This is a genomic window from Halopseudomonas maritima, from assembly GCF_021545785.1.
GTDB classification, from domain to species: Bacteria; Pseudomonadota; Gammaproteobacteria; order Pseudomonadales; family Pseudomonadaceae; genus Halopseudomonas; species Halopseudomonas maritima.
In genome coordinates, this window is sequence record NZ_CP079801.1 from 2,812,338 (window position 1) to 2,829,026 (window position 16,689).

Genomic DNA, 16,689 nt, shown 5'->3' on the forward strand with positions numbered 1-16,689 from the left:
TGCTCCGATTGGGGGTGAATCCGTGGTGCGATGACTGTAGCCTGTCTGTCTGACCACCGGGTTCGGAATTCCATGACCAGCAAACCAACGCCCCCGCAAGCACGCAACAAACCGCTGAAACGGCCTACCCAGGCCCGCGCCAAGGTCACGGTGCAGGCGATTTTCGATACCTATGTTCGGATTTGGCAGCGCGATGGCTGGCAGCGCATTACGACGCGGGCCGTCGCGCTGGAAGCCGGTGTGGCGGTGGGCACCCTGTATGACTACTTTCCCAGCAAGGAGGCCTTGCACTCGGGGTATGTACGCTATTGCATCGAGCGCCTGCTACGCACGGTGCAAGAGCAGGCGGTAACCCCGGTGGGGCTAAGTTGGCAGCAGCGTGTTGGGCGTCTGGTGCGGCTGCTGGGTGGTGTGGCTGGTGATGCGGCCTGGTTCCATCCGCAGATGCTGGAGCTGGAGCCGGCGATAGCCGAAGCGAAACACCAGCAACGTGCCTACAGCGAGCTGCTGCAGGCCTGGCGTCGGGTACTGGAGGCGGCAGACGACTTGCCGGCTATGCCCTCAGAGGCGCAACTGGAAGCCTTGCATCTGATGGTGTGGGGCGCGCGTCGCTACGCATTGCTGGTCGAGTTGCCCGCCGAGCGCCTGGAGGCGGTGGTGGCGGCTCAGTTGGACAGCTGCTTGCGTCTGCTGTCCAACCCTGAAGGGCTCAGCGACGATTGACGCGCACGTCCAGATAGTCGCGCTGAATGGCGGTTTCCAGTGCGTTCACGGCGCTGACCAGTTCATCGTAGGTCTCGCGGTGAGCGCGCAGGCGAGCGATCTGTTCCTCGCTTGGTGGTGTGCCGGCGCTTTGTTCAGCCATATCCAGCAGGCAGTGGAGATAGGCCTTGCGGCTTTGCGCGACCATGTTCAGCAGTGGCGTCAGGGCGTCGATGCTGAGTTCCGGGATAGCCGGGTTGATGACGTTGCGGTTGATCTCGCGACGCAGTTTTTCCAGCTCCAGCAGCAAGCGGTTGCTGTCGATCGTCATAGGCGGCTCCGGTGATGGGTGAGGTCTTTATAGCGTAGCTGCTGCAGCGTGCTGCGAGGAGAGGAGAAAAGGCATGTTCAAGCTGTGTTTTTTTGTGCCGGCCAGTCACGTTGAGGCGGTCAAGCAGGCGGTATTTGCGACCGGCGCTGGCCGTCTTGGTGACTATGACTGCTGCAGCTGGCAGGTGCTGGGCGAAGGGCAGTTCCGGCCATTGGCTGGCAGCCAGCCGTTTATCGGCCAGCAGGGCGAGGTCGAACGGGTAGCCGAGTACCGGGTTGAGCTGCTGTGTGCTGCAGACTGTATCGAGGCGGCGATCGCTGCGCTGCGCCAGGCGCATCCCTATGAAGAGCCGGCGTTTGATGTCTGGCGTCTGGATGCCCACCTGATGGGCTGCTGAGCCAGCTGCTCAGGGCTGTATTTCCACCAGCGTGCCGTCTGGCACCAGTTCCCACAGCTCGCGCATTTCCGCGTTGCCCAGGGCAATGCAGCCGTTGGTCCAGTCCAGACCCTTGAAGTACCACTCCGGGTATTCCTCATCGATCGGGGTGCCGTGGATCATGATCATGCCGCCCGGGTCGTCAATGCCGTCCTCGAAGGCCGCCTGGCGGTCTTTGAGGTTGGGGTAATCCAGATGCAGGCTGAGGTTGTATTGTGCGCTTTCCTGACGCCAGTCGATGCTGTAAATGCCCTCTGGCGTGCGTTGATCTCCTTGCTGGCGCTTGTGACCAACCGGCTGGCGGCCGAGCGAGATGCGGTATTCGTGCAGCACGTCGCCATTGCTGATGATCTGCAGGCGACGCTCGGACTTTTTCACCAGCACGCGATCGATCGGCGGTTGTGCCGCCAGCACCGGCAGGCTGAGCAGACAGCAGAGCAGCAGGCTGAGTAGTTTCATCGGCGGACCTGCCCTGGACGGTAGGTAATGTCGCGCATGTGCACCGGATAGTGCTGCTGCCGGCGATCAATGAAGTACTGTTTCAGCGTCTTGCCAATGGTAGGGAAGGCCAGTTCGTCCCAGGGAATATCGGTTTCGTGAAACAGCCGTACCTCAAGGCTTTCCTCGCCGGCGCTAAAGTCCAGGTCGGCCAGCTCGCCGCGGAAAAACATGTATACCTGATTGATGTGCGGCAGGTTGAACAGCATATACAGCTGTTGCGATTGCAGGCGCGCGCGGGCCTCTTCCCAGGTTTCGCGCAGGGCAGCTTCTTCGGTTGTTTCGCCGTTTTCCATGAAGCCGGCCGGCAGCGTCCAATAGCCCATGCGCGGCTCGATCGCGCGGCGGCACAGCAGCACCTGCTGTTCATGCACAGCCAGGCAGCCGGCGACGATGCGCGGGTTCTGGTAGTGGATGGTCTGGCAGTGGTCGCAGATGAACCGCGAACGGGTGTCTCCATCAGGGACGCGTGCGGTAACCGACTGACCGCACTCGCTACAAAACTTCATGGTGGTATTCCGGCAGGCTGCAATGGTCTGGTCCTATCTTGCTGATGCCGCGCGCAGACGGCAAGCGCCAGTCGCCTATCGCCCGGTATTCACGCCGTGGTGCGGCTGGTTCTGCCCTGGTGATCATGCCATCATTGAGGAAATAAACGAGGATTTTTGCCAGGGTCTGTTGACGTTTCCTTCACCCATCTGCCGGAGACCATTTTTTTGGCCAGGCAAGGCGGAGGAAGCGCAGTGTAGTCGCGCTACATAAGCGACCGACAACGCAGCATGGCCAAAAAATGGTCCCGGCCCTGCGGGTGGGGCCGCCGAGGTTGCGCCTGTAAAGCCGCCACTCGGCGTCTCTCGTCGCTCACGTGGAGTGGCCACGCTACGCTCCTCGCTCCTTGATTGGCTGCTTTACAGGCAGCAACAGGCGGATGAATGAAACGTCAACAAACCCTAGAAGAGATGCGCATGCGGGTGCAGAACCACACCCCTCGACAGGTGGAGGCTCCGGGGCTGCCGGAGGCGGGAGTGCTGATCCCGGTCACCCGCGTAAATGACCGCCCGGAAATCATCTTGACCCTGCGCTCACAGCGCATGTCGACCCATTCCGGTGAGGTGGCCTTCCCTGGGGGACGGCGTGATCCCGGTGATGTGGATCTGTGCTTTACCGCCCTGCGCGAAGCACATGAAGAGATTGGTCTGCAGCCGCAGATGGTGGATGTGGTGGGCCCAATGGATTCGCTGGTGTCGCGTTTTGGCATCAAGGTTACCCCTTATGTCGGACTGGTGCCCGAGCACTTTGAGATCATCCCCAACGACAGCGAAATCGCCGAGGTTTTCCGCGTGCCGGTCGACTTCTTTATGGAAGATCGCCGCGAGATGACCCATCGTATCGACTACGAGGGCCGCAGTTGGTATGTCCCCAGTTATCGCTTTGAGGGTTTTAAAATCTGGGGGCTGACCGCCCTGATGCTGGTTGAATTTATGAACACCGGCTTTGCTGCCGGCATTCAGTTGCATACCCCCTTTGACGGGCAGGACAAAAACTAGGAGCAGCACATGAAGTACAGCCTGGGTGAGGACCGTGTACAGATGGCCGAAGATGCCTGGATTGCCGACAACGCTGCGGTGATCGGCAAGGTGACGCTGGAAGCCGGCGCCAATGTCTGGTTTGGTGCAGTGATTCGTGGTGATGTTGAGCGCATTACCGTGGGCGAACACAGTAACGTGCAGGATGGCGCCGTGATGCACGCCGACAGCGGTGTGCCGCTAACCCTCGGCAAGGGTATTACCGTGGGCCACAATGCCATGCTGCACGGCTGTACGGTGGGTGATTACAGCCTGATCGGCATCAATGCGGTGGTGCTCAACGGCGCGAAGATTGGCAAGCACTGCATCATTGGCGCCAACAGCCTGATCCCCGAGGGCAAGGAAATCCCCGATGGCTCGCTGGTGATGGGCTCGCCGGGTAAAGTGGTGAAAACCCTGAACGAGCAGCAGAAGAAAATGCTGGAGCTGAGCGCAGCGCATTACGTGCAGAACGCCAAGCGCTTCCGTGAGCAGCTCAAGGTACAGGAAGACTGATGAATACGCCGGTCCGCTCCCCTTGCGTCAGCATTTGCGCGCTGGACGACAACGATATCTGTACCGGCTGCCAGCGCAGCGGTATGGAGATCGCTACCTGGGGGCGTATGAGCGATGACCAGCGACGCGAGGTGCTGGCGCGCTGCCAGACCCGCGCGCGCGGACAAGGGCTGTGGATTGACACGGCCACCCATTCAACTTTGCAAGGTAAACAGGCATGACGGTAATTGGCACTCCCTACGCAGACGACGCGACTCGGGTATTGCTGCTGGGCTCGGGTGAGTTGGGCAAGGAGGTGGCCATCGAGCTGCAGCGCCTTGGCTGCGAGGTTATCGCGGTGGACCGCTACGATAACGCGCCGGCCATGCAGGTCGCTCATCGCAGCCATGTGATCAGCATGCTCGATGGCCAGGCCCTGCGTGAAGTGATCGAGGCCGAACAGCCGGATTATATCGTGCCGGAAATTGAAGCGATCGCCACGCCCACGCTGGTTGAGCTGGAATCGGAGGGGTACACGGTGGTGCCCACCGCCGAGGCCACCCGCCTGACTATGGACCGCGAGGGCATTCGTCGCCTCGCCGCCGAAACCCTGGAGCTGCCCACCTCTCCTTATCGCTTTGCCGACACTCTGGAAGATTACCGCGCTGCGGTTGCCGCCATCGGAACGCCCTGTGTGGTCAAGCCGGTGATGAGTTCGTCGGGCAAGGGGCAGAGCCTGGTGCGCGAAAGCGCGGACATTGATGCCGCCTGGGAGTACGCCCAGTCCGGCGGCCGGGCCGGTCAGGGGCGCGTGATTGTTGAAGGCTTTGTCGATTTTGATTATGAAATCACCCTGCTGACGGTGCGGCACATTGACGGTACGTCGTTCTGTGAGCCTATCGGGCATCGTCAGGAGGCGGGTGACTACCGCGAGTCCTGGCAGCCGCAGGCGATGAGTGAGGGCGCACTGGCTGAAGCCAAGCGGGTTGCTTCCACCATTACCGAGGCACTGGGTGGGCGCGGGGTGTTTGGCGTCGAGTTGTTCGTCAAGGGTGATCAGGTCTGGTTCAGCGAGGTGTCGCCGCGCCCCCACGACACCGGTCTGGTGACCCTGATCTCGCAGGATCTGTCGGAGTTTGCCCTGCACGCCCGCGCTATTCTGGGCTTGCCGATCCCGGTGATTCGCCAGCAGGGGCCCTCTGCCTCGGCGGTGATTCTGGTGCAGGGGCAGTCGGCTAATGTCAGCTTCGGCAATCTGGGCGCGGCGCTGGCCGAGCCGGACACTCAGCTGCGTCTGTTCGGTAAGCCCGAGGTGGACGGTCAGCGGCGCATGGGCGTGGCCCTGGCGCGCGCTGAGTCGATTGATACGGCGGTGGCCAAGGCGGTGCGTGCCGCTGGCGCTGTTGAGGTCAAGCTCTGAGTAATTGGTGGTATCTGGCAGCACCGGCCCTGCCGTTGCTGCTGCCGCAGGCCATCTGGGTCAAGCGCACAGCGCTGCGTTTGCCGGATGCGGCAGCGCCCTGGCAGGGCGTGGTGCCGGCACCCGCTGGCTCGCTGCAGGCGCCGCTGCGCTTGCTGCTGATCGGTGAGTCCACTGTGGCGGGGGTTGGTGTCGACTGCCAGCGCCAAGCGCTCAGCGGTCAATTGGCGTTGCAGCTGTCCCAGCAGCTGGGGCGTGCGGTGCAATGGCAGGCGGCCGGACGCAATGGCGCGGTAGCGGCCGACTGCCTCCAGGATCTGCTGCCGCAGGTGGTTGATCGGCACTGGGATCTGGCGCTGATTGTGCTGGGCGTCAACGACACTACCCACCTCACGCCACGGCCGCGCTGGCGGCGCAATCTGCAGAGTCTTGTTGAGCAATTAAACGGCTGCGTGGGCCAGGTCATGCTGACCGAGGTGCCGCCATTGGGGCATTTTCGTGCCTTGCCGCAGCCGCTGCGTGGCTGGTTTGGCTTACGTGCCGGGCTGATGAATCGCGACGTGCAGCAGGTTGCGGCGGAGCAGGGGGCGGGCTATCTGTCGCTGGATATGCCCTTTGAAGCGCACTACCTGGCCCGCGATGGCTATCACCCCTCGGCCGAGGGGTATCGATTATGGGCGGCGGGCATCGTGCGTCAGCTGGCGCTGTCGGAGCCGGCGGTGGCGGGTGCTTCGGTCGGCGCCGGCTGATTCAGGCTGCGATCCCAGACCCGCACGCTTTTCACCATATTGTCCTTGGTCTGCAGAATTTCCATGCGGTAGCCGCCGGTGGTCAGGCAGACGGCGGTTTCCGGGATGCTCTCAAGTTGTTCGGTGATCAGGCCGTTCAGTGTTTTGGGGCCGTCTGCCGGCAGCTTCCAGTGCAGGTGGCGGTTGATGTCGCGGATAGCCGCGCTGCCGTCGATAACATAGGTGCCGTCGCTCTGCGGATGGATATCCTGGCTCAGGCTGAGCATTTCAGTGGTGAAGTCGCCGACGATCTCTTCAAGAATGTCCTCCAGCGTCACCAAGCCAATCACGTCACCATACTCGTCAACCACGATGGCAATACGACGCTTCTGCTTCTGGAAGTTAAACAGCTGGGTGTGCAGCGGCGTGCTCTCGGGAATGAAGTAGGGCTCTTTGCAGGCGCCGATCAGCGCTTCGCGGGTCAGCTCGCCGCGGCTCAACAGGCGGGCGATCGAGCGCATGTGCACGATGCCGGTGACGTTGTTGATATCGCCCTGGTAGAGCGGCAGTCGGGTGTAGTGGCAGGTCCGCAGCTGGTGGATGATCGCGCTCATGTCGTCATCCAGGTCAATGCCGACAGCCTCGTTACGCGGGATCATGATGTCGTTGACCGTCATCTTCTCCAGGTCGAGGATGCCCAGCAGCATGTTCTGGCGGCTGCGGGTGATGCCCAGGCCGGCTTCGCGCACCACGGTGCGCAGCTCTTCGGTGGTCAGCTGATCACCGTTGCTGTCGTTCGGGTTGACGCCCAGCAGGCGCAGCAGCTGGTTGCTGATGGCGCTGCACACCCACACGACCGGATACAGCAGACGCTGCAGCGCCGCCAGAATGACGCTGGCCGGGAAGGCGATCAGTTCCGGGCGCAGGGCGGCGAGAGTCTTGGGAGTGATCTCGCCGAAGATCAGCACCACCACGGTCAATATCATGGTAGCGATGGCGATACCGGCTTCGCCCCACAGCTCGACCGCTACCACCGTGGCGATGGAGGCGGCAAGAATGTTGACGATGTTGTTGCCGACCAGGATGGTGCCCAGCAGGCGGTCGGGGCGCTCCAGCAGGCGCGAGGCACGCCGGGCGCCACGGTGGCCTTCCTTGCTCAGGTGCTTCAACCGGTAGCGGTTGAGGCTCATCATGCTGGTTTCGGAGCTGGAGAAGAAAGCCGACAGCACGATAAGCACCACCAGCAGAATCAATAGCAGGCCGGTATGGGATTCGTTCAAGGGCGGGCCTCAGCGATACGTGGGAAGGTCAGGCGGCGAGCAGGAAATCGCGCACCAGCTTGCTGCCGAAGTAGGCCAGCATCAGTAGCAGAAAGCCCGCCAGTGTCCAGCGGATGGCATTGCTGCCACGCCAGCCACGGAAATATCGGCCCCACAGCAGAGTGCCAAACACCACCCAGGCCAGGCAGGACAGCAGGGTCTTGTGCGCCAGGTGCTGGGCGAACATGTTGTCCAGGAAGACAAAGCCCGACAGCAGCGCCAGAGTCAGCAGCACTTCGCCGCACAGCAGGAACTGGAACAGCAGCTGTTCCATGGTCTGCAGCGGCGGGAAAGTGCGGCTAAAGCGGGTTGGATGCTTGTGCTTGAGCTGGTAGTCCTGCAGCGCCAGCAGGGTTGCCTGGAAGGCGGCGATGGTCAGGATGCCGTAGGCCAGCACCGACAGCAGAATATGTACCAGCAGACCTTCTTGGCCAGCGGGCAGGGTGGTGGTGTTTTGCGGAAACAGTCCAGCCAGTAGTCCGGTAATCAGCGCCAGTGGATAAAGGCCAAGCAGCAGACTGGTAACCGGTGCTCGAAAGCTCGATGCCAGGGTCGTCGCGACGACCAGCCAGGAGATCAGCGAGGCGATATTGAACAGGCCCAGCGCGAAGCCCTGTGGGGTCGTCAGCTGGATATACAGGCTCGCCGCGTGGGCCAGCAGGGCGATCAGGCCGATGGCACGCAGCAGGCTGGCATTGACGGCCAGGCGTTTACCGAGGCAATGCAGCTGGTAGAGGATGCCGCTGATGTAAAAACCGGCGGCCAGCAGACTGGGGGCGAGGGCTGTCATACGTCCTTGCGAGCGATTATCAACAAAGCCGCAGTGTGGCATAAGCCGCGTCCGGGTGAAAGCGTCTGCCTGCGTTCCCTATCCTGTGTCGGGAGTGCGGGGTATACTGCGCGGCTGAAAATGCGGCCGGGCTGCCCAAAATTAGGCCCGCCCAGGGAGAAAGCATCATGTTCGAGAATCTTACCGAACGCCTGTCACACAGCCTGCGTGGCGTGACCGGACAGGCCAAGCTGACCGAAGAGAACATCAAGGACACCCTGCGCGAAGTGCGCATGGCGCTGCTGGAGGCCGACGTCGCGCTGCCGGTGGTCAAGACCTTTGTTGACCAGGTGCGCGAGCGTGCCGTCGGCACCGAAGTGTCGCGCAGCCTGTCGCCGGGTCAGGTTTTCGTCAAGATCGTCAAATCCGAGCTCGAAGCGGTCATGGGGCAGTCCGAAGGGCTGAACCTGGCGGTCAGCCCGCCGGCGGTGATCCTGATGGCGGGCTTGCAGGGTGCGGGTAAGACCACCAGCGTTGGCAAGCTGGCCAAGACCCTGCGCGAGCGCGAGAAGAAAAAGGTCATGGTGGTCAGTGCCGACGTTTATCGTCCGGCGGCGATCAAGCAGCTCGAAACCCTGGCGGCAGACGTGCAGGTCGAGTTCTTCCCGTCCTCGGTTGAACAGAAGCCGGTGGCCATCGTCGAGGCGGCGATGCGCGAGGCGAAGAACCGTTTCATGGATGTGCTGATCGTCGATACCGCCGGTCGTCTGCACGTCGATGACGAGATGATGGCCGAGATCAAGCAGGTGCATGCGGCAGCCAAGCCGGCAGAAACCCTGTTTGTGGTCGATGCCATGACCGGTCAGGATGCGGCCAACACCGCCCAGGCGTTTAACGAAGCACTGCCGCTGACCGGTGTGATCCTCACCAAGGTGGACGGTGACGCCCGTGGTGGTGCAGCGCTGTCGGTACGTCATATCACCGGCAAGCCGATCAAGTTCCTCGGTATGGGCGAGAAGATCGACGCCCTGGAAGTCTTCCACCCTGACCGGGTTGCCTCGCGCATCCTTGGTATGGGCGACGTGCTCAGTCTGATCGAGCAGGCCGAGCAGAAGATCGACAAGGACAAGGCTGAGAAGCTGGCCAAGAAGCTGAAGAAGGGCAAGGGCTTTGACCTGGAAGACTTCCGTGATCAGCTGCAGCAAATGAACGCCATGGGCGGTCTCGGCTCGATGATGGAAAAGCTGCCGATGATGGGCGGCAAGATCAACGCGGCCCAGATGGAAACCGCGCAGACCGAGGCGGCCAAGCAGTTCAAGCGCATGGAGGCGATCATCAATTCGATGACGCCGGCCGAGCGCCGCAACCCCGACGTTATTAGCGGCTCGCGCAAGCGCCGTATCGCTGCCGGCTCCGGCACCCAGATTCAGGATATCGGCCGTCTGCTCAAGCAGCACAAGCAGATGCAGAAGATGATGAAGAAGGTCAGCGGCAAGGGTGGCATGGCCAAACTGATGCGCGGTATGGGTGGCATGGGCGGCGGCGGGGGTGGTGGAATGTTGCCGCCGGGCGGCGGTATGCCGCGCTTTTGATTTGCAGGGTCTGCTGCCGTTTTGCTCGCTCGCAGCTGGCTGCACGAAACGGCGACAGACCCCGGACGACCGGCGGTGCCGGTTGCTGCTGAAAAAAGAGTTTTCATCGGTCGTTATATTCCGTAGAATACGCGACCTTTCGGGCCCTAGGTGTATGTGCAGTACGCTGCATGCCCGTAACTGATCAAGTAGCGATACTCAAACACAGGAAACGATGTCGACATGGTAACCATTCGTCTTGCTCGTGGTGGCTCCAAGAAGCGCCCCTTCTATCATCTGACCGTTGCCAACAGCCGCAATGCGCGTGATGGCCGTTTTGTTGAGCGCGTAGGTTTCTTCAACCCGATCGCTGCTGGCGCTGAAGTACGCCTGTCGGTCAACGAAGAGCGCGTTCAGTACTGGCTGAGCCAGGGTGCACAACCGTCCGAGCGCGTTGCTGCCCTGCTGAAGGAAGCTGCTCAGGCTGCTGCCTGATATGGCTAATGCTCCAGGGCCGGCCGAGGCCCCTCGGGTTGTCCTCGGCAAGATCGTATCGGTTCATGGAGTGCGTGGGGCGGTAAAGGTGTATTCCCATACCGACCCGCTGGACAATGTGCTGGACTACGCCGAGTGGACCCTGAACCGGGGTTCCGAGCAACGCACACTGTCTGTCCTCGGTGGTCGCGTCCAAGGGCGCGTGCTGGTGGTCAACCTGAAAGGGATTGACGACCGCAACAAGGCCGAGGAACTGATCAACTTCGAGATCAGCGTTGCAGCCGATGCGCTGCCTGAGCTGGACGAAGGCGATTTTTACTGGCATCAGCTTGAGGGCCTGAAGGTCGTCAATCTGCAAGGTCAGGTGCTCGGGGCGGTGGCTCACCTGCTCGAGACCGGCTCCAACGATGTCATGGTGGTTAAGCCCTGTACGGGCAGTATTGACCAGCGTGAGCGTTTGTTGCCCTACCTGCCCGACCAGTTTGTAGTACAGGTCGATCTGGAGGCCAAGGTCATCCAGGTAGACTGGGATGCGGAGTTCTGACCGGTGTGGGCCGGTGTAGTAACCCTGTTTCCCGAGATGTTCGCGGCGCTGACCGAGTCCGGTGTTACCGGCAGGGCGGTCAAGCGAGGGCAGCTGGAAGTCGCTTTCAGCAACCCGCGTGAACATGCACATGACCGGCATCGCACCGTGGATGATCGCCCCTTTGGTGGTGGCCCCGGAATGCTGATGAAGGTCGAGCCGCTGCTGGAGGCGATTGACGCCATCCGCCAGCAGGCTCCCTCCACCCCGCGGGTGATTTACCTGTCTCCGCAGGGGCAGCCTCTGACGCAAAAAGGCGTCGAACAGCTGGCGCAGCTCGACAGTCTTGTACTGTTATGCGGGCGCTACGAGGGCATCGACGAGCGCATCATCGATCGCTGCGTAGATGAGGAAATCTCCATCGGGGACTATGTCTTGTCCGGTGGCGAACTGGGGGCCATGGTGCTCCTGGACGCAGTAACCCGCCTGATTCCCGGTGTATTGGGGCATGCGGACTCTGCGGTAGAAGATTCCTTTTCGGCGGGATGGCTCGATTGCCCACATTACACCCGACCGGAAGAGTTTGATGGGCAGCGCGTTCCGGAGGTGCTGCTCAGTGGTAACCATGAACGTATCCGGCGCTGGCGCCTCAAACAGTCTTTGGGTCGAACCTGGCAACGTCGGCCAGAGTTGCTTGAAGACCTGGAGTTGAGCAAAGAACAGCAACAGCTGTTGGCGGAATACATCCGCGAGCAGGCAACCGATAACCATTGAAACAGGTCCGACGGCCTGTGCAGGAGAAGCAAGATGTCCAATATTATTGCCCAGCTTGAAGCTGAACAGATGTCCAAGGAAGTACCGGCGTTTGCCCCCGGCGACACCGTTATTGTCCAGGTCAAGGTTAAGGAAGGTGAGCGCTCCCGTCTGCAGGCCTTTGAAGGCGTGGTTATCGGTAAGCGTAACCGTGGTCTGAACTCCGCTTTCACCGTTCGCAAGATCTCCAGCGGTGTTGGCGTTGAGCGTACCTTCCAGACCTACTCCCCGCTGATCGACAGCATCTCTGTCAAGCGTCGCGGTGACGTTCGCAAGGCCAAGCTGTACTACCTGCGTGCTCTGTCCGGTAAGGCAGCTCGCATCAAGGAAAAGCTGTCCTGATCGGATCGCTAGCCAGCAAAAAAGCAGCCTCAGGGCTGCTTTTTTGTGCCCGTGTGTTTTTAATGGGTGCACCTTCTGAAACTACAGGTTGCTTCCATGAGTGATGGTGCGCCGCCGGCGCCTGGTGCTGCGCAGCAGCAGTTGATCGACCAGTTTCTCGACAGCCTTTGGTTGGAAAAAGGGCTGTCGCAGCATACCCGCAATGCCTATCGTACCGACTTGCGCAGCCTGGCTGGCTGGCTCGAAGGGCGGGGCGGTGGCTTGCAGCGGGCGAGCCGCGCGGACCTCATGGCCTATCTGGGCTGGCGTCTGGCGGCGGGCTATCAGGCGCGCTCCAGTGCTCGCATGCTGTCCTGTGTGCGCAGTTTCTATCGCTACCTGCTGCGTCAACAGCTGATCAGCGAAGACCCGACGCGTGACGTGGCGATGCCCAAGCTGGGCCGGCCGCTGCCCAAGTCGCTCAGCGAGTCTGATGTCGAGCGCCTGCTGGCCGCGCCGGATACCGGGGACAGTCTGGGCCTGCGCGACCGTTGCATGCTGGAAGTGCTGTACGCCACCGGGCTGCGGGTCAGCGAGCTGGTCGGCTTGCGGCTGGATCAACTGAACCTGCGTCAGGGCGTGGTGCGGGTGACCGGCAAGGGCAGCAAGGAGCGTCTGGTGCCGCTTGGCGAGGAGGCGATGACCTGGCTGGAGCAGTACCTGCCTTCGGCCCGCGTTCAGTTGCTGGCCGGTAAACCGGCTGACGTGCTGTTTCCCAGTCGGCTGGGCCAGATGATGACGCGTCAGACCTTCTGGCACCGTATCAAGCAGCACGCCCTGGCGGCGGGCATTCGCAGCACCCTGTCGCCGCATACCCTGCGTCACGCCTTTGCCACGCACTTGCTCAACCATGGCGCCGATTTGCGGGTGGTGCAGATGCTGCTGGGGCACAGTGATCTGTCGACCACGCAGATCTACACCCACATTGCCCGGCAGCGGCTGCATGACCTGCACGCCCAGCACCATCCCCGTGGGTGACGCGATTGATCAGTGCTTGCTTTATTCGTGGTAAGCTTGGCGGTCTTCAAAAGGAGCGGACTATGCGACTGAAACTCGGCCTTGCCGCCATGCTGGCGCTGGCAGCGACACCGGTCATGGCTACCCCCGATCAGGTGATTCGGGATGCCCTCAAGCAACTGGATTTCGACGTGCCGGTCAAGGCGGTCAGCGCCTCTCCGGTAGCAGGGCTGCACATGGTCGAGCTCGAGAGCGGACGTGTGCTGTATGCCTCCGCTGATGGCAAGTATTTCTTCCAGGGCGCACTGATCGAGGTAAACGACGGTCAGCCGCGCAACCTTACCTCCATCGCCGAAGCGCGTAACATTGGCGTGGTAATCAACGAGCTGCCGCAGCAAGAGCTGATTGTGTTTGCACCGGAGCAGCCGAAGACGCACATTACCGTGTTCACCGATGTGGACTGTGGCTATTGCCGCAAGCTGCACGCCGAGATGGATGAGCTGAACGAACTGGGCATTGAGGTACGTTACGCGGCCTTCCCGCGTGGCGGCATGCAGTCACGGACTGCCAGTGTCATGCAGTCGGTCTGGTGCGCAGAAGACCCGAAGGCCGCGCTCACCGCGGCCAAGCAGGGTGACGATGTGGAGGCCGCCAGTTGCGCCAACCCGGTCGCGCGCCAGTATGCGCTTGGCCAGCAGGTCGGTGTGCAGGGTACCCCGGCTATTTTCTTGGCCAACGGTGTGATGATCCCGGGCTATCAGCCTGCGGCCCAGTTGGCAGCTATCGCGCTGGAGAATCAGCAGTAAACCCGGTGGCGGCCTGTTCGCCATCGTTTTCATGTAATCGACTAACAACCAGGTAGGGACCATAGTTTGAAACCGGTCAAAGTAGGTATTTGTGGATTGGGCACCGTCGGCGGTGGCACCTTCAATGTTCTGCAGCGCAACGCGACGGAGATTGCCCGGCGTGCTGGGCGTGGCATTGAGGTCGCCCAGATTGCAACCCGGCACCCCAACCCGGCCTGCAACCTGGGCATGACCCCGGTGACCGACGATGTATTCGAACTGGTCAACAACCCCGAGATCGACATCATCGTCGAGCTGATCGGCGGCTACACGCTGGCCAAGGATGTAGTCCTTAAGGCCATCGAGAACGGCAAGCACGTGGTGACCGCCAACAAGGCGCTGATCGCCGTGCACGGTAACGAGATCTTCTCCGCTGCCAGCGCCAAGGGCGTGATGGTGGCGTTCGAGGCGTCAGTTGCCGGCGGTATCCCGATCATCAAGGCGCTGCGTGAAGGCCTGGCAGCCAACCGTATCGACTGGGTTGCGGGCATCATCAACGGCACCGGCAACTTTATCCTGACCGAGATGCGCGACAAGGGCCGTACCTTTGATGACGTGCTGGCCGAGGCGCAGGCGCTGGGCTATGCAGAAGCCGATCCGACCTTCGACGTTGAAGGTATCGACGCCGCGCACAAGCTGACCATCCTGGCGTCCATTGCCTTTGGCATTCCGCTGCAGTTTGAAAAGGCCTACACCGAAGGCATCACCAAGCTGACCACCGCTGACGTGAACTACGCTGAAGCGCTGGGCTACCGCATCAAGCATCTGGGTGTGGCGCGCCGCACCGAGAATGGCGTAGAGCTGCGCGTGCACCCGACGCTGATCCCCTCTGACCGCCTGATTGCCAACGTAAACGGCGTGATGAACGCCGTCATGGTGCAGGGCGATGCTGTTGGGCCGACCCTGTATTACGGCGCTGGTGCCGGCTCCGAGCCGACTGCCTCGGCCGTTGTGGCTGATGTTATCGACGTGGTCCGCACCCTGACCACTGACCCGACCAACCGCGTACCGCACCTGGCCTTCCAGGCTGACGCGCTGTCGGACCTGCCGGTGCTGCCGGTCGACGAGGTCAACACCGCCTACTACCTGCGCCTGCACGCCCAGGACCGCCCCGGCGTGTTGGCCAAGGTCGCCAGTATTCTGTCCGAGCGCGGCATCAACATCGAATCCATCATGCAGAAAGATGTGGAAGAGCAGGACGGCCTGGTGCCGATGATTCTGCTGACCCACCGCGTGCGCGAGCAGGACATGAATGAAGCCATTGCCGCTCTGGAAGCACTGGACGACATCGCCGGCCCGCTGATGCGGATCCGCGTGGAACAACTGGATTAAAACCGGGCTGAAGGCTGAAGGCTGAAGGCTGAAAGCGGACTGCTTCAAGCCTCAAGCCTCCAGCCTCAAGCCAAAACCTGAAGGGTTTTGCAATGCGTTATATCAGTACCCGTGGCCAGGCGCCGGCCCTGAATTTTGAAGACGTTCTGCTGGCTGGTCTGGCGTCTGATGGCGGTTTGTATGTGCCAGAGAGCCTACCGCGCTTCACTCAGGAGCAGATTGCGTCCTGGGCCGGTTTGCCGTATCACGAGCTGGCGTTCAACGTCATGCGTCCGTTCGTCAGTGGCAGCATTCCGGATGCCGACTTCAAACAGATTCTGCAGGACACCTACGGCGTCTTTGAGCACAAGGCGGTCGCGCCGCTGCGTCAGCTGGACAGCAACGAGTGGGTGATGGAGCTGTTCCATGGCCCGACCCTGGCGTTCAAGGACTTTGCCCTGCAGCTGCTGGGGCGTCTGCTCGACTATTTCCTGGTCAAGCGCGGTGAGCGCGTGGTGATCATGGGCGCGACCTCCGGTGACACCGGATCGGCGGCTATTGAAGGCTGCAAGGCCTGCGAGAACGTCGACATCTTTATCATGCACCCGCACAACCGGGTGTCCGAGGTGCAGCGTCGCCAGATGACCAGTATCCTCGGCGACAACATCCATAACATTGCCATCGAAGGTAACTTCGATGACTGCCAGGAGATGGTCAAGGCCAGCTTCGCCGATCAGGGCTTCCTCAAGGGCACCCGTCTGGTTGCGGTCAACTCGATTAACTGGGCGCGCATCATGGCGCAGATCGTCTACTACTTCCACGCTGCCCTGCAGCTGGGTGGTCCGGCCCGTTCCATGGCGTTCTCCGTGCCAACCGGCAACTTTGGCGACATCTTTGCCGGTTACCTGGCGCGCAACATGGGTCTGCCGATCAGTCAGCTGATCGTTGCCACCAACCGCAACGACATCCTGCATCGCTTCATGAGCGGTAACCAGTACGACAAGGACACCCTGCACCCGTCGCTGTCGCCGTCGATGGATATCATGGTGTCGTCCAACTTCGAGCGCCTGCTGTTTGACCTGCACGGTCGCAACGGCCGCTTGGTATCCGAGCTGATGGACGCCTTCAAGGTCAGCGGCAAGCTGTCTGTTGAGGATGATCGCTGGACCGAAGCGCGCAAACTGTTCGACTCGCTGGCGGTTGACGACGAAGGCACCTGCGCGACCATCGCCCAGGTATTCGAGCAGTGCGGCGAAGTACTGGACCCGCACACCGCTATTGGCGTGCGCGCAGCCCGTGAGTGCCGTCGTTCGCTGTCGACGCCGATGATCACCCTGGGCACCGCCCACCCGGTCAAGTTCCCGGATGCGGTTCGTCAGGCGGGTGTCGGTGAAGCGCTGCATCTGCCGGCGCACCTGAGTGACCTGTTCGAGCGCGAAGAGCGTATGACCGTGCTGCCGAACAGCCTGGCTGACGTGCAAGCCTTTGTTGCCGCCCATGGCAACCGCGGCAAGCCGCTCTAAGCTGAGC

21 protein-coding genes are annotated in these 16,689 nt (G+C 61.5%); 16 read left to right on the top strand and 5 right to left on the bottom strand.

Translation table 11 applies throughout. The annotated features are described in order from the left end of the window. The first annotated feature begins 72 nt into the window (after positions 1-72). On the top strand, positions 73-723 hold the full coding sequence (locus tag HV822_RS12970; protein ID WP_238870589.1) for a TetR/AcrR family transcriptional regulator: 651 nt from the start codon (positions 73-75) through the stop codon (positions 721-723). Here HV822_RS12970 and HV822_RS12975 read toward each other — a convergent pair. Further along, the gene (locus HV822_RS12975) at positions 710-1,033 is read right to left on the bottom strand and encodes a hypothetical protein (protein WP_238870590.1); all 324 of its coding nucleotides are present in this window, start codon (positions 1,031-1,033) and stop codon (positions 710-712) included. The genes HV822_RS12970 and HV822_RS12975 overlap by 14 nt on opposite strands. A gap of 73 nt (positions 1,034-1,106) precedes the next feature. On the opposite strand from HV822_RS12975, the gene HV822_RS12980 reads away from it, so the two are divergent. After that, positions 1,107-1,430 (top strand): Nif3-like dinuclear metal center hexameric protein, encoded by a 324-nt coding sequence (locus HV822_RS12980; RefSeq protein WP_238870591.1) that lies wholly within the window; start codon positions 1,107-1,109, stop codon positions 1,428-1,430. 9 nt (positions 1,431-1,439) lie between these two features. On the opposite strand, the gene HV822_RS12985 is transcribed toward HV822_RS12980, so the two are convergent. Both HV822_RS12985 and HV822_RS12990 read right to left on the bottom strand, forming a co-directional pair. Then, on the bottom strand, positions 1,440-1,928 hold the full coding sequence (locus HV822_RS12985) for a L,D-transpeptidase family protein (protein ID WP_238870592.1): 489 nt from the start codon (positions 1,926-1,928) through the stop codon (positions 1,440-1,442). Continuing rightward, complete coding sequence (locus HV822_RS12990) at positions 1,925-2,476, bottom strand: NUDIX hydrolase (protein ID WP_238870593.1); 552 nt, start codon at positions 2,474-2,476, stop codon at positions 1,925-1,927. The genes HV822_RS12985 and HV822_RS12990 overlap by 4 nt, the downstream gene beginning before the upstream one ends. Positions 2,477-2,899: 423 nt before the next feature. Here HV822_RS12990 and HV822_RS12995 point away from each other — a divergent pair, with 423 nt between their 5' ends. From HV822_RS12995 to HV822_RS13015, 5 genes are read left to right on the top strand one after another with little or no spacing between them, the layout of a single operon-like run. Beyond that, positions 2,900-3,514 carry an NUDIX hydrolase gene (locus tag HV822_RS12995; RefSeq protein ID WP_238870594.1) on the top strand — a complete coding sequence of 205 codons (615 nt, stop codon included), beginning with the start codon at positions 2,900-2,902 and terminating at the stop codon, positions 3,512-3,514. 9 nt (positions 3,515-3,523) lie between these two features. Beyond that, complete coding sequence (locus tag HV822_RS13000) at positions 3,524-4,048, top strand: gamma carbonic anhydrase family protein (RefSeq protein ID WP_238870595.1); 525 nt, start codon at positions 3,524-3,526, stop codon at positions 4,046-4,048. Beyond that, a complete protein-coding gene (locus HV822_RS13005; protein ID WP_238870596.1) occupies positions 4,048-4,269 on the top strand; it encodes a DUF1289 domain-containing protein in 222 nt (73 codons plus the stop codon). Before HV822_RS13000 ends, HV822_RS13005 begins: the two co-directional genes overlap by 1 nt. Further along, positions 4,266-5,447 (top strand): formate-dependent phosphoribosylglycinamide formyltransferase, encoded by a 1,182-nt coding sequence (gene purT, locus HV822_RS13010; RefSeq protein ID WP_238870597.1) that lies wholly within the window; start codon positions 4,266-4,268, stop codon positions 5,445-5,447. The genes HV822_RS13005 and purT overlap by 4 nt, the downstream gene beginning before the upstream one ends. Positions 5,448-5,482: 35 nt before the next feature. Next, positions 5,483-6,196 carry an SGNH/GDSL hydrolase family protein gene (locus HV822_RS13015; protein WP_238870598.1) on the top strand — a complete coding sequence of 238 codons (714 nt, stop codon included), beginning with the start codon at positions 5,483-5,485 and terminating at the stop codon, positions 6,194-6,196. On the opposite strand, the gene HV822_RS13020 is transcribed toward HV822_RS13015, so the two are convergent. Further along, positions 6,142-7,455 carry an HlyC/CorC family transporter gene (locus HV822_RS13020; protein ID WP_238870599.1) on the bottom strand — a complete coding sequence of 438 codons (1,314 nt, stop codon included), beginning with the start codon at positions 7,453-7,455 and terminating at the stop codon, positions 6,142-6,144. The genes HV822_RS13015 and HV822_RS13020 overlap by 55 nt on opposite strands. Before the next feature lie 28 nt (positions 7,456-7,483). Then, positions 7,484-8,284, bottom strand: coding sequence for a cytochrome C assembly family protein (locus tag HV822_RS13025; protein WP_238870600.1), 801 nt, complete (start codon positions 8,282-8,284; stop codon positions 7,484-7,486). Positions 8,285-8,451: 167 nt separating this feature from the next. Between HV822_RS13025 and ffh the strand changes: the two genes are divergently transcribed. The 9 genes from ffh to thrC all read left to right on the top strand — a co-directional run bounded on the left by ffh (position 8,452) and on the right by thrC (position 16,682). Beyond that, a complete protein-coding gene (gene ffh / locus HV822_RS13030) occupies positions 8,452-9,855 on the top strand; it encodes a signal recognition particle protein (protein ID WP_083727970.1) in 1,404 nt (467 codons plus the stop codon). 222 nt (positions 9,856-10,077) lie between these two features. Continuing rightward, positions 10,078-10,329: a 30S ribosomal protein S16 gene (gene rpsP, locus HV822_RS13035; RefSeq protein WP_083727971.1), complete on the top strand. Its 252-nt coding sequence runs from the start codon at positions 10,078-10,080 to the stop codon at positions 10,327-10,329. A gap of 1 nt (position 10,330) precedes the next feature. Then, positions 10,331-10,873 (top strand): ribosome maturation factor RimM, encoded by a 543-nt coding sequence (gene rimM, locus HV822_RS13040; RefSeq protein ID WP_238870601.1) that lies wholly within the window; start codon positions 10,331-10,333, stop codon positions 10,871-10,873. 36 nt (positions 10,874-10,909) lie between these two features. Continuing rightward, entirely contained in the window at positions 10,910-11,626 is a 717-nt protein-coding gene (gene trmD, locus HV822_RS13045; RefSeq protein ID WP_238873604.1) for a tRNA (guanosine(37)-N1)-methyltransferase TrmD, read from the top strand. 33 nt (positions 11,627-11,659) lie between these two features. Then, positions 11,660-12,007 carry a 50S ribosomal protein L19 gene (gene rplS / locus HV822_RS13050; protein WP_083727974.1) on the top strand — a complete coding sequence of 116 codons (348 nt, stop codon included), beginning with the start codon at positions 11,660-11,662 and terminating at the stop codon, positions 12,005-12,007. Between the two features lie 96 nt (positions 12,008-12,103). After that, positions 12,104-13,024, top strand: coding sequence for a site-specific tyrosine recombinase XerD (xerD, locus tag HV822_RS13055; protein WP_238870602.1), 921 nt, complete (start codon positions 12,104-12,106; stop codon positions 13,022-13,024). Between the two features lie 62 nt (positions 13,025-13,086). Continuing rightward, positions 13,087-13,809 carry a bifunctional protein-disulfide isomerase/oxidoreductase DsbC gene (dsbC, locus tag HV822_RS13060; RefSeq protein ID WP_238870603.1) on the top strand — a complete coding sequence of 241 codons (723 nt, stop codon included), beginning with the start codon at positions 13,087-13,089 and terminating at the stop codon, positions 13,807-13,809. 66 nt (positions 13,810-13,875) lie between these two features. Further along, positions 13,876-15,180 (top strand): homoserine dehydrogenase, encoded by a 1,305-nt coding sequence (locus HV822_RS13065; protein WP_238870604.1) that lies wholly within the window; start codon positions 13,876-13,878, stop codon positions 15,178-15,180. 92 nt (positions 15,181-15,272) lie between these two features. Next, a complete protein-coding gene (thrC, locus tag HV822_RS13070; protein ID WP_238870605.1) occupies positions 15,273-16,682 on the top strand; it encodes a threonine synthase in 1,410 nt (469 codons plus the stop codon). The last annotated feature ends 7 nt before the right edge of the window (positions 16,683-16,689 follow it).

Coding starts and splice junctions, on each gene's coding strand:
- HV822_RS12985 (WP_238870592.1), bottom strand. CDS start 1,928: ATGAAACTACTCAGCCTGCTGCTCTGCTGTCTGCTCAGCCTGCCGGTG.
- HV822_RS13025 (WP_238870600.1), bottom strand. CDS start 8,284: ATGACAGCCCTCGCCCCCAGTCTGCTGGCCGCCGGTTTTTACATCAGC.
- HV822_RS12980 (WP_238870591.1), top strand. CDS start 1,107: ATGTTCAAGCTGTGTTTTTTTGTGCCGGCCAGTCACGTTGAGGCGGTC.
- dsbC (WP_238870603.1), top strand. CDS start 13,087: ATGCGACTGAAACTCGGCCTTGCCGCCATGCTGGCGCTGGCAGCGACA.
- HV822_RS12975 (WP_238870590.1), bottom strand. CDS start 1,033: ATGACGATCGACAGCAACCGCTTGCTGCTGGAGCTGGAAAAACTGCGT.
- HV822_RS13000 (WP_238870595.1), top strand. CDS start 3,524: ATGAAGTACAGCCTGGGTGAGGACCGTGTACAGATGGCCGAAGATGCC.
- trmD (WP_238873604.1), top strand. CDS start 10,910: ATGTTCGCGGCGCTGACCGAGTCCGGTGTTACCGGCAGGGCGGTCAAG.
- HV822_RS12995 (WP_238870594.1), top strand. CDS start 2,900: ATGAAACGTCAACAAACCCTAGAAGAGATGCGCATGCGGGTGCAGAAC.
- ffh (WP_083727970.1), top strand. CDS start 8,452: ATGTTCGAGAATCTTACCGAACGCCTGTCACACAGCCTGCGTGGCGTG.
- HV822_RS13005 (WP_238870596.1), top strand. CDS start 4,048: ATGAATACGCCGGTCCGCTCCCCTTGCGTCAGCATTTGCGCGCTGGAC.
- HV822_RS12970 (WP_238870589.1), top strand. CDS start 73: ATGACCAGCAAACCAACGCCCCCGCAAGCACGCAACAAACCGCTGAAA.
- thrC (WP_238870605.1), top strand. CDS start 15,273: ATGCGTTATATCAGTACCCGTGGCCAGGCGCCGGCCCTGAATTTTGAA.
- rpsP (WP_083727971.1), top strand. CDS start 10,078: ATGGTAACCATTCGTCTTGCTCGTGGTGGCTCCAAGAAGCGCCCCTTC.
- rplS (WP_083727974.1), top strand. CDS start 11,660: ATGTCCAATATTATTGCCCAGCTTGAAGCTGAACAGATGTCCAAGGAA.
- rimM (WP_238870601.1), top strand. CDS start 10,331: ATGGCTAATGCTCCAGGGCCGGCCGAGGCCCCTCGGGTTGTCCTCGGC.
- xerD (WP_238870602.1), top strand. CDS start 12,104: ATGAGTGATGGTGCGCCGCCGGCGCCTGGTGCTGCGCAGCAGCAGTTG.
- HV822_RS12990 (WP_238870593.1), bottom strand. CDS start 2,476: ATGAAGTTTTGTAGCGAGTGCGGTCAGTCGGTTACCGCACGCGTCCCT.
- purT (WP_238870597.1), top strand. CDS start 4,266: ATGACGGTAATTGGCACTCCCTACGCAGACGACGCGACTCGGGTATTG.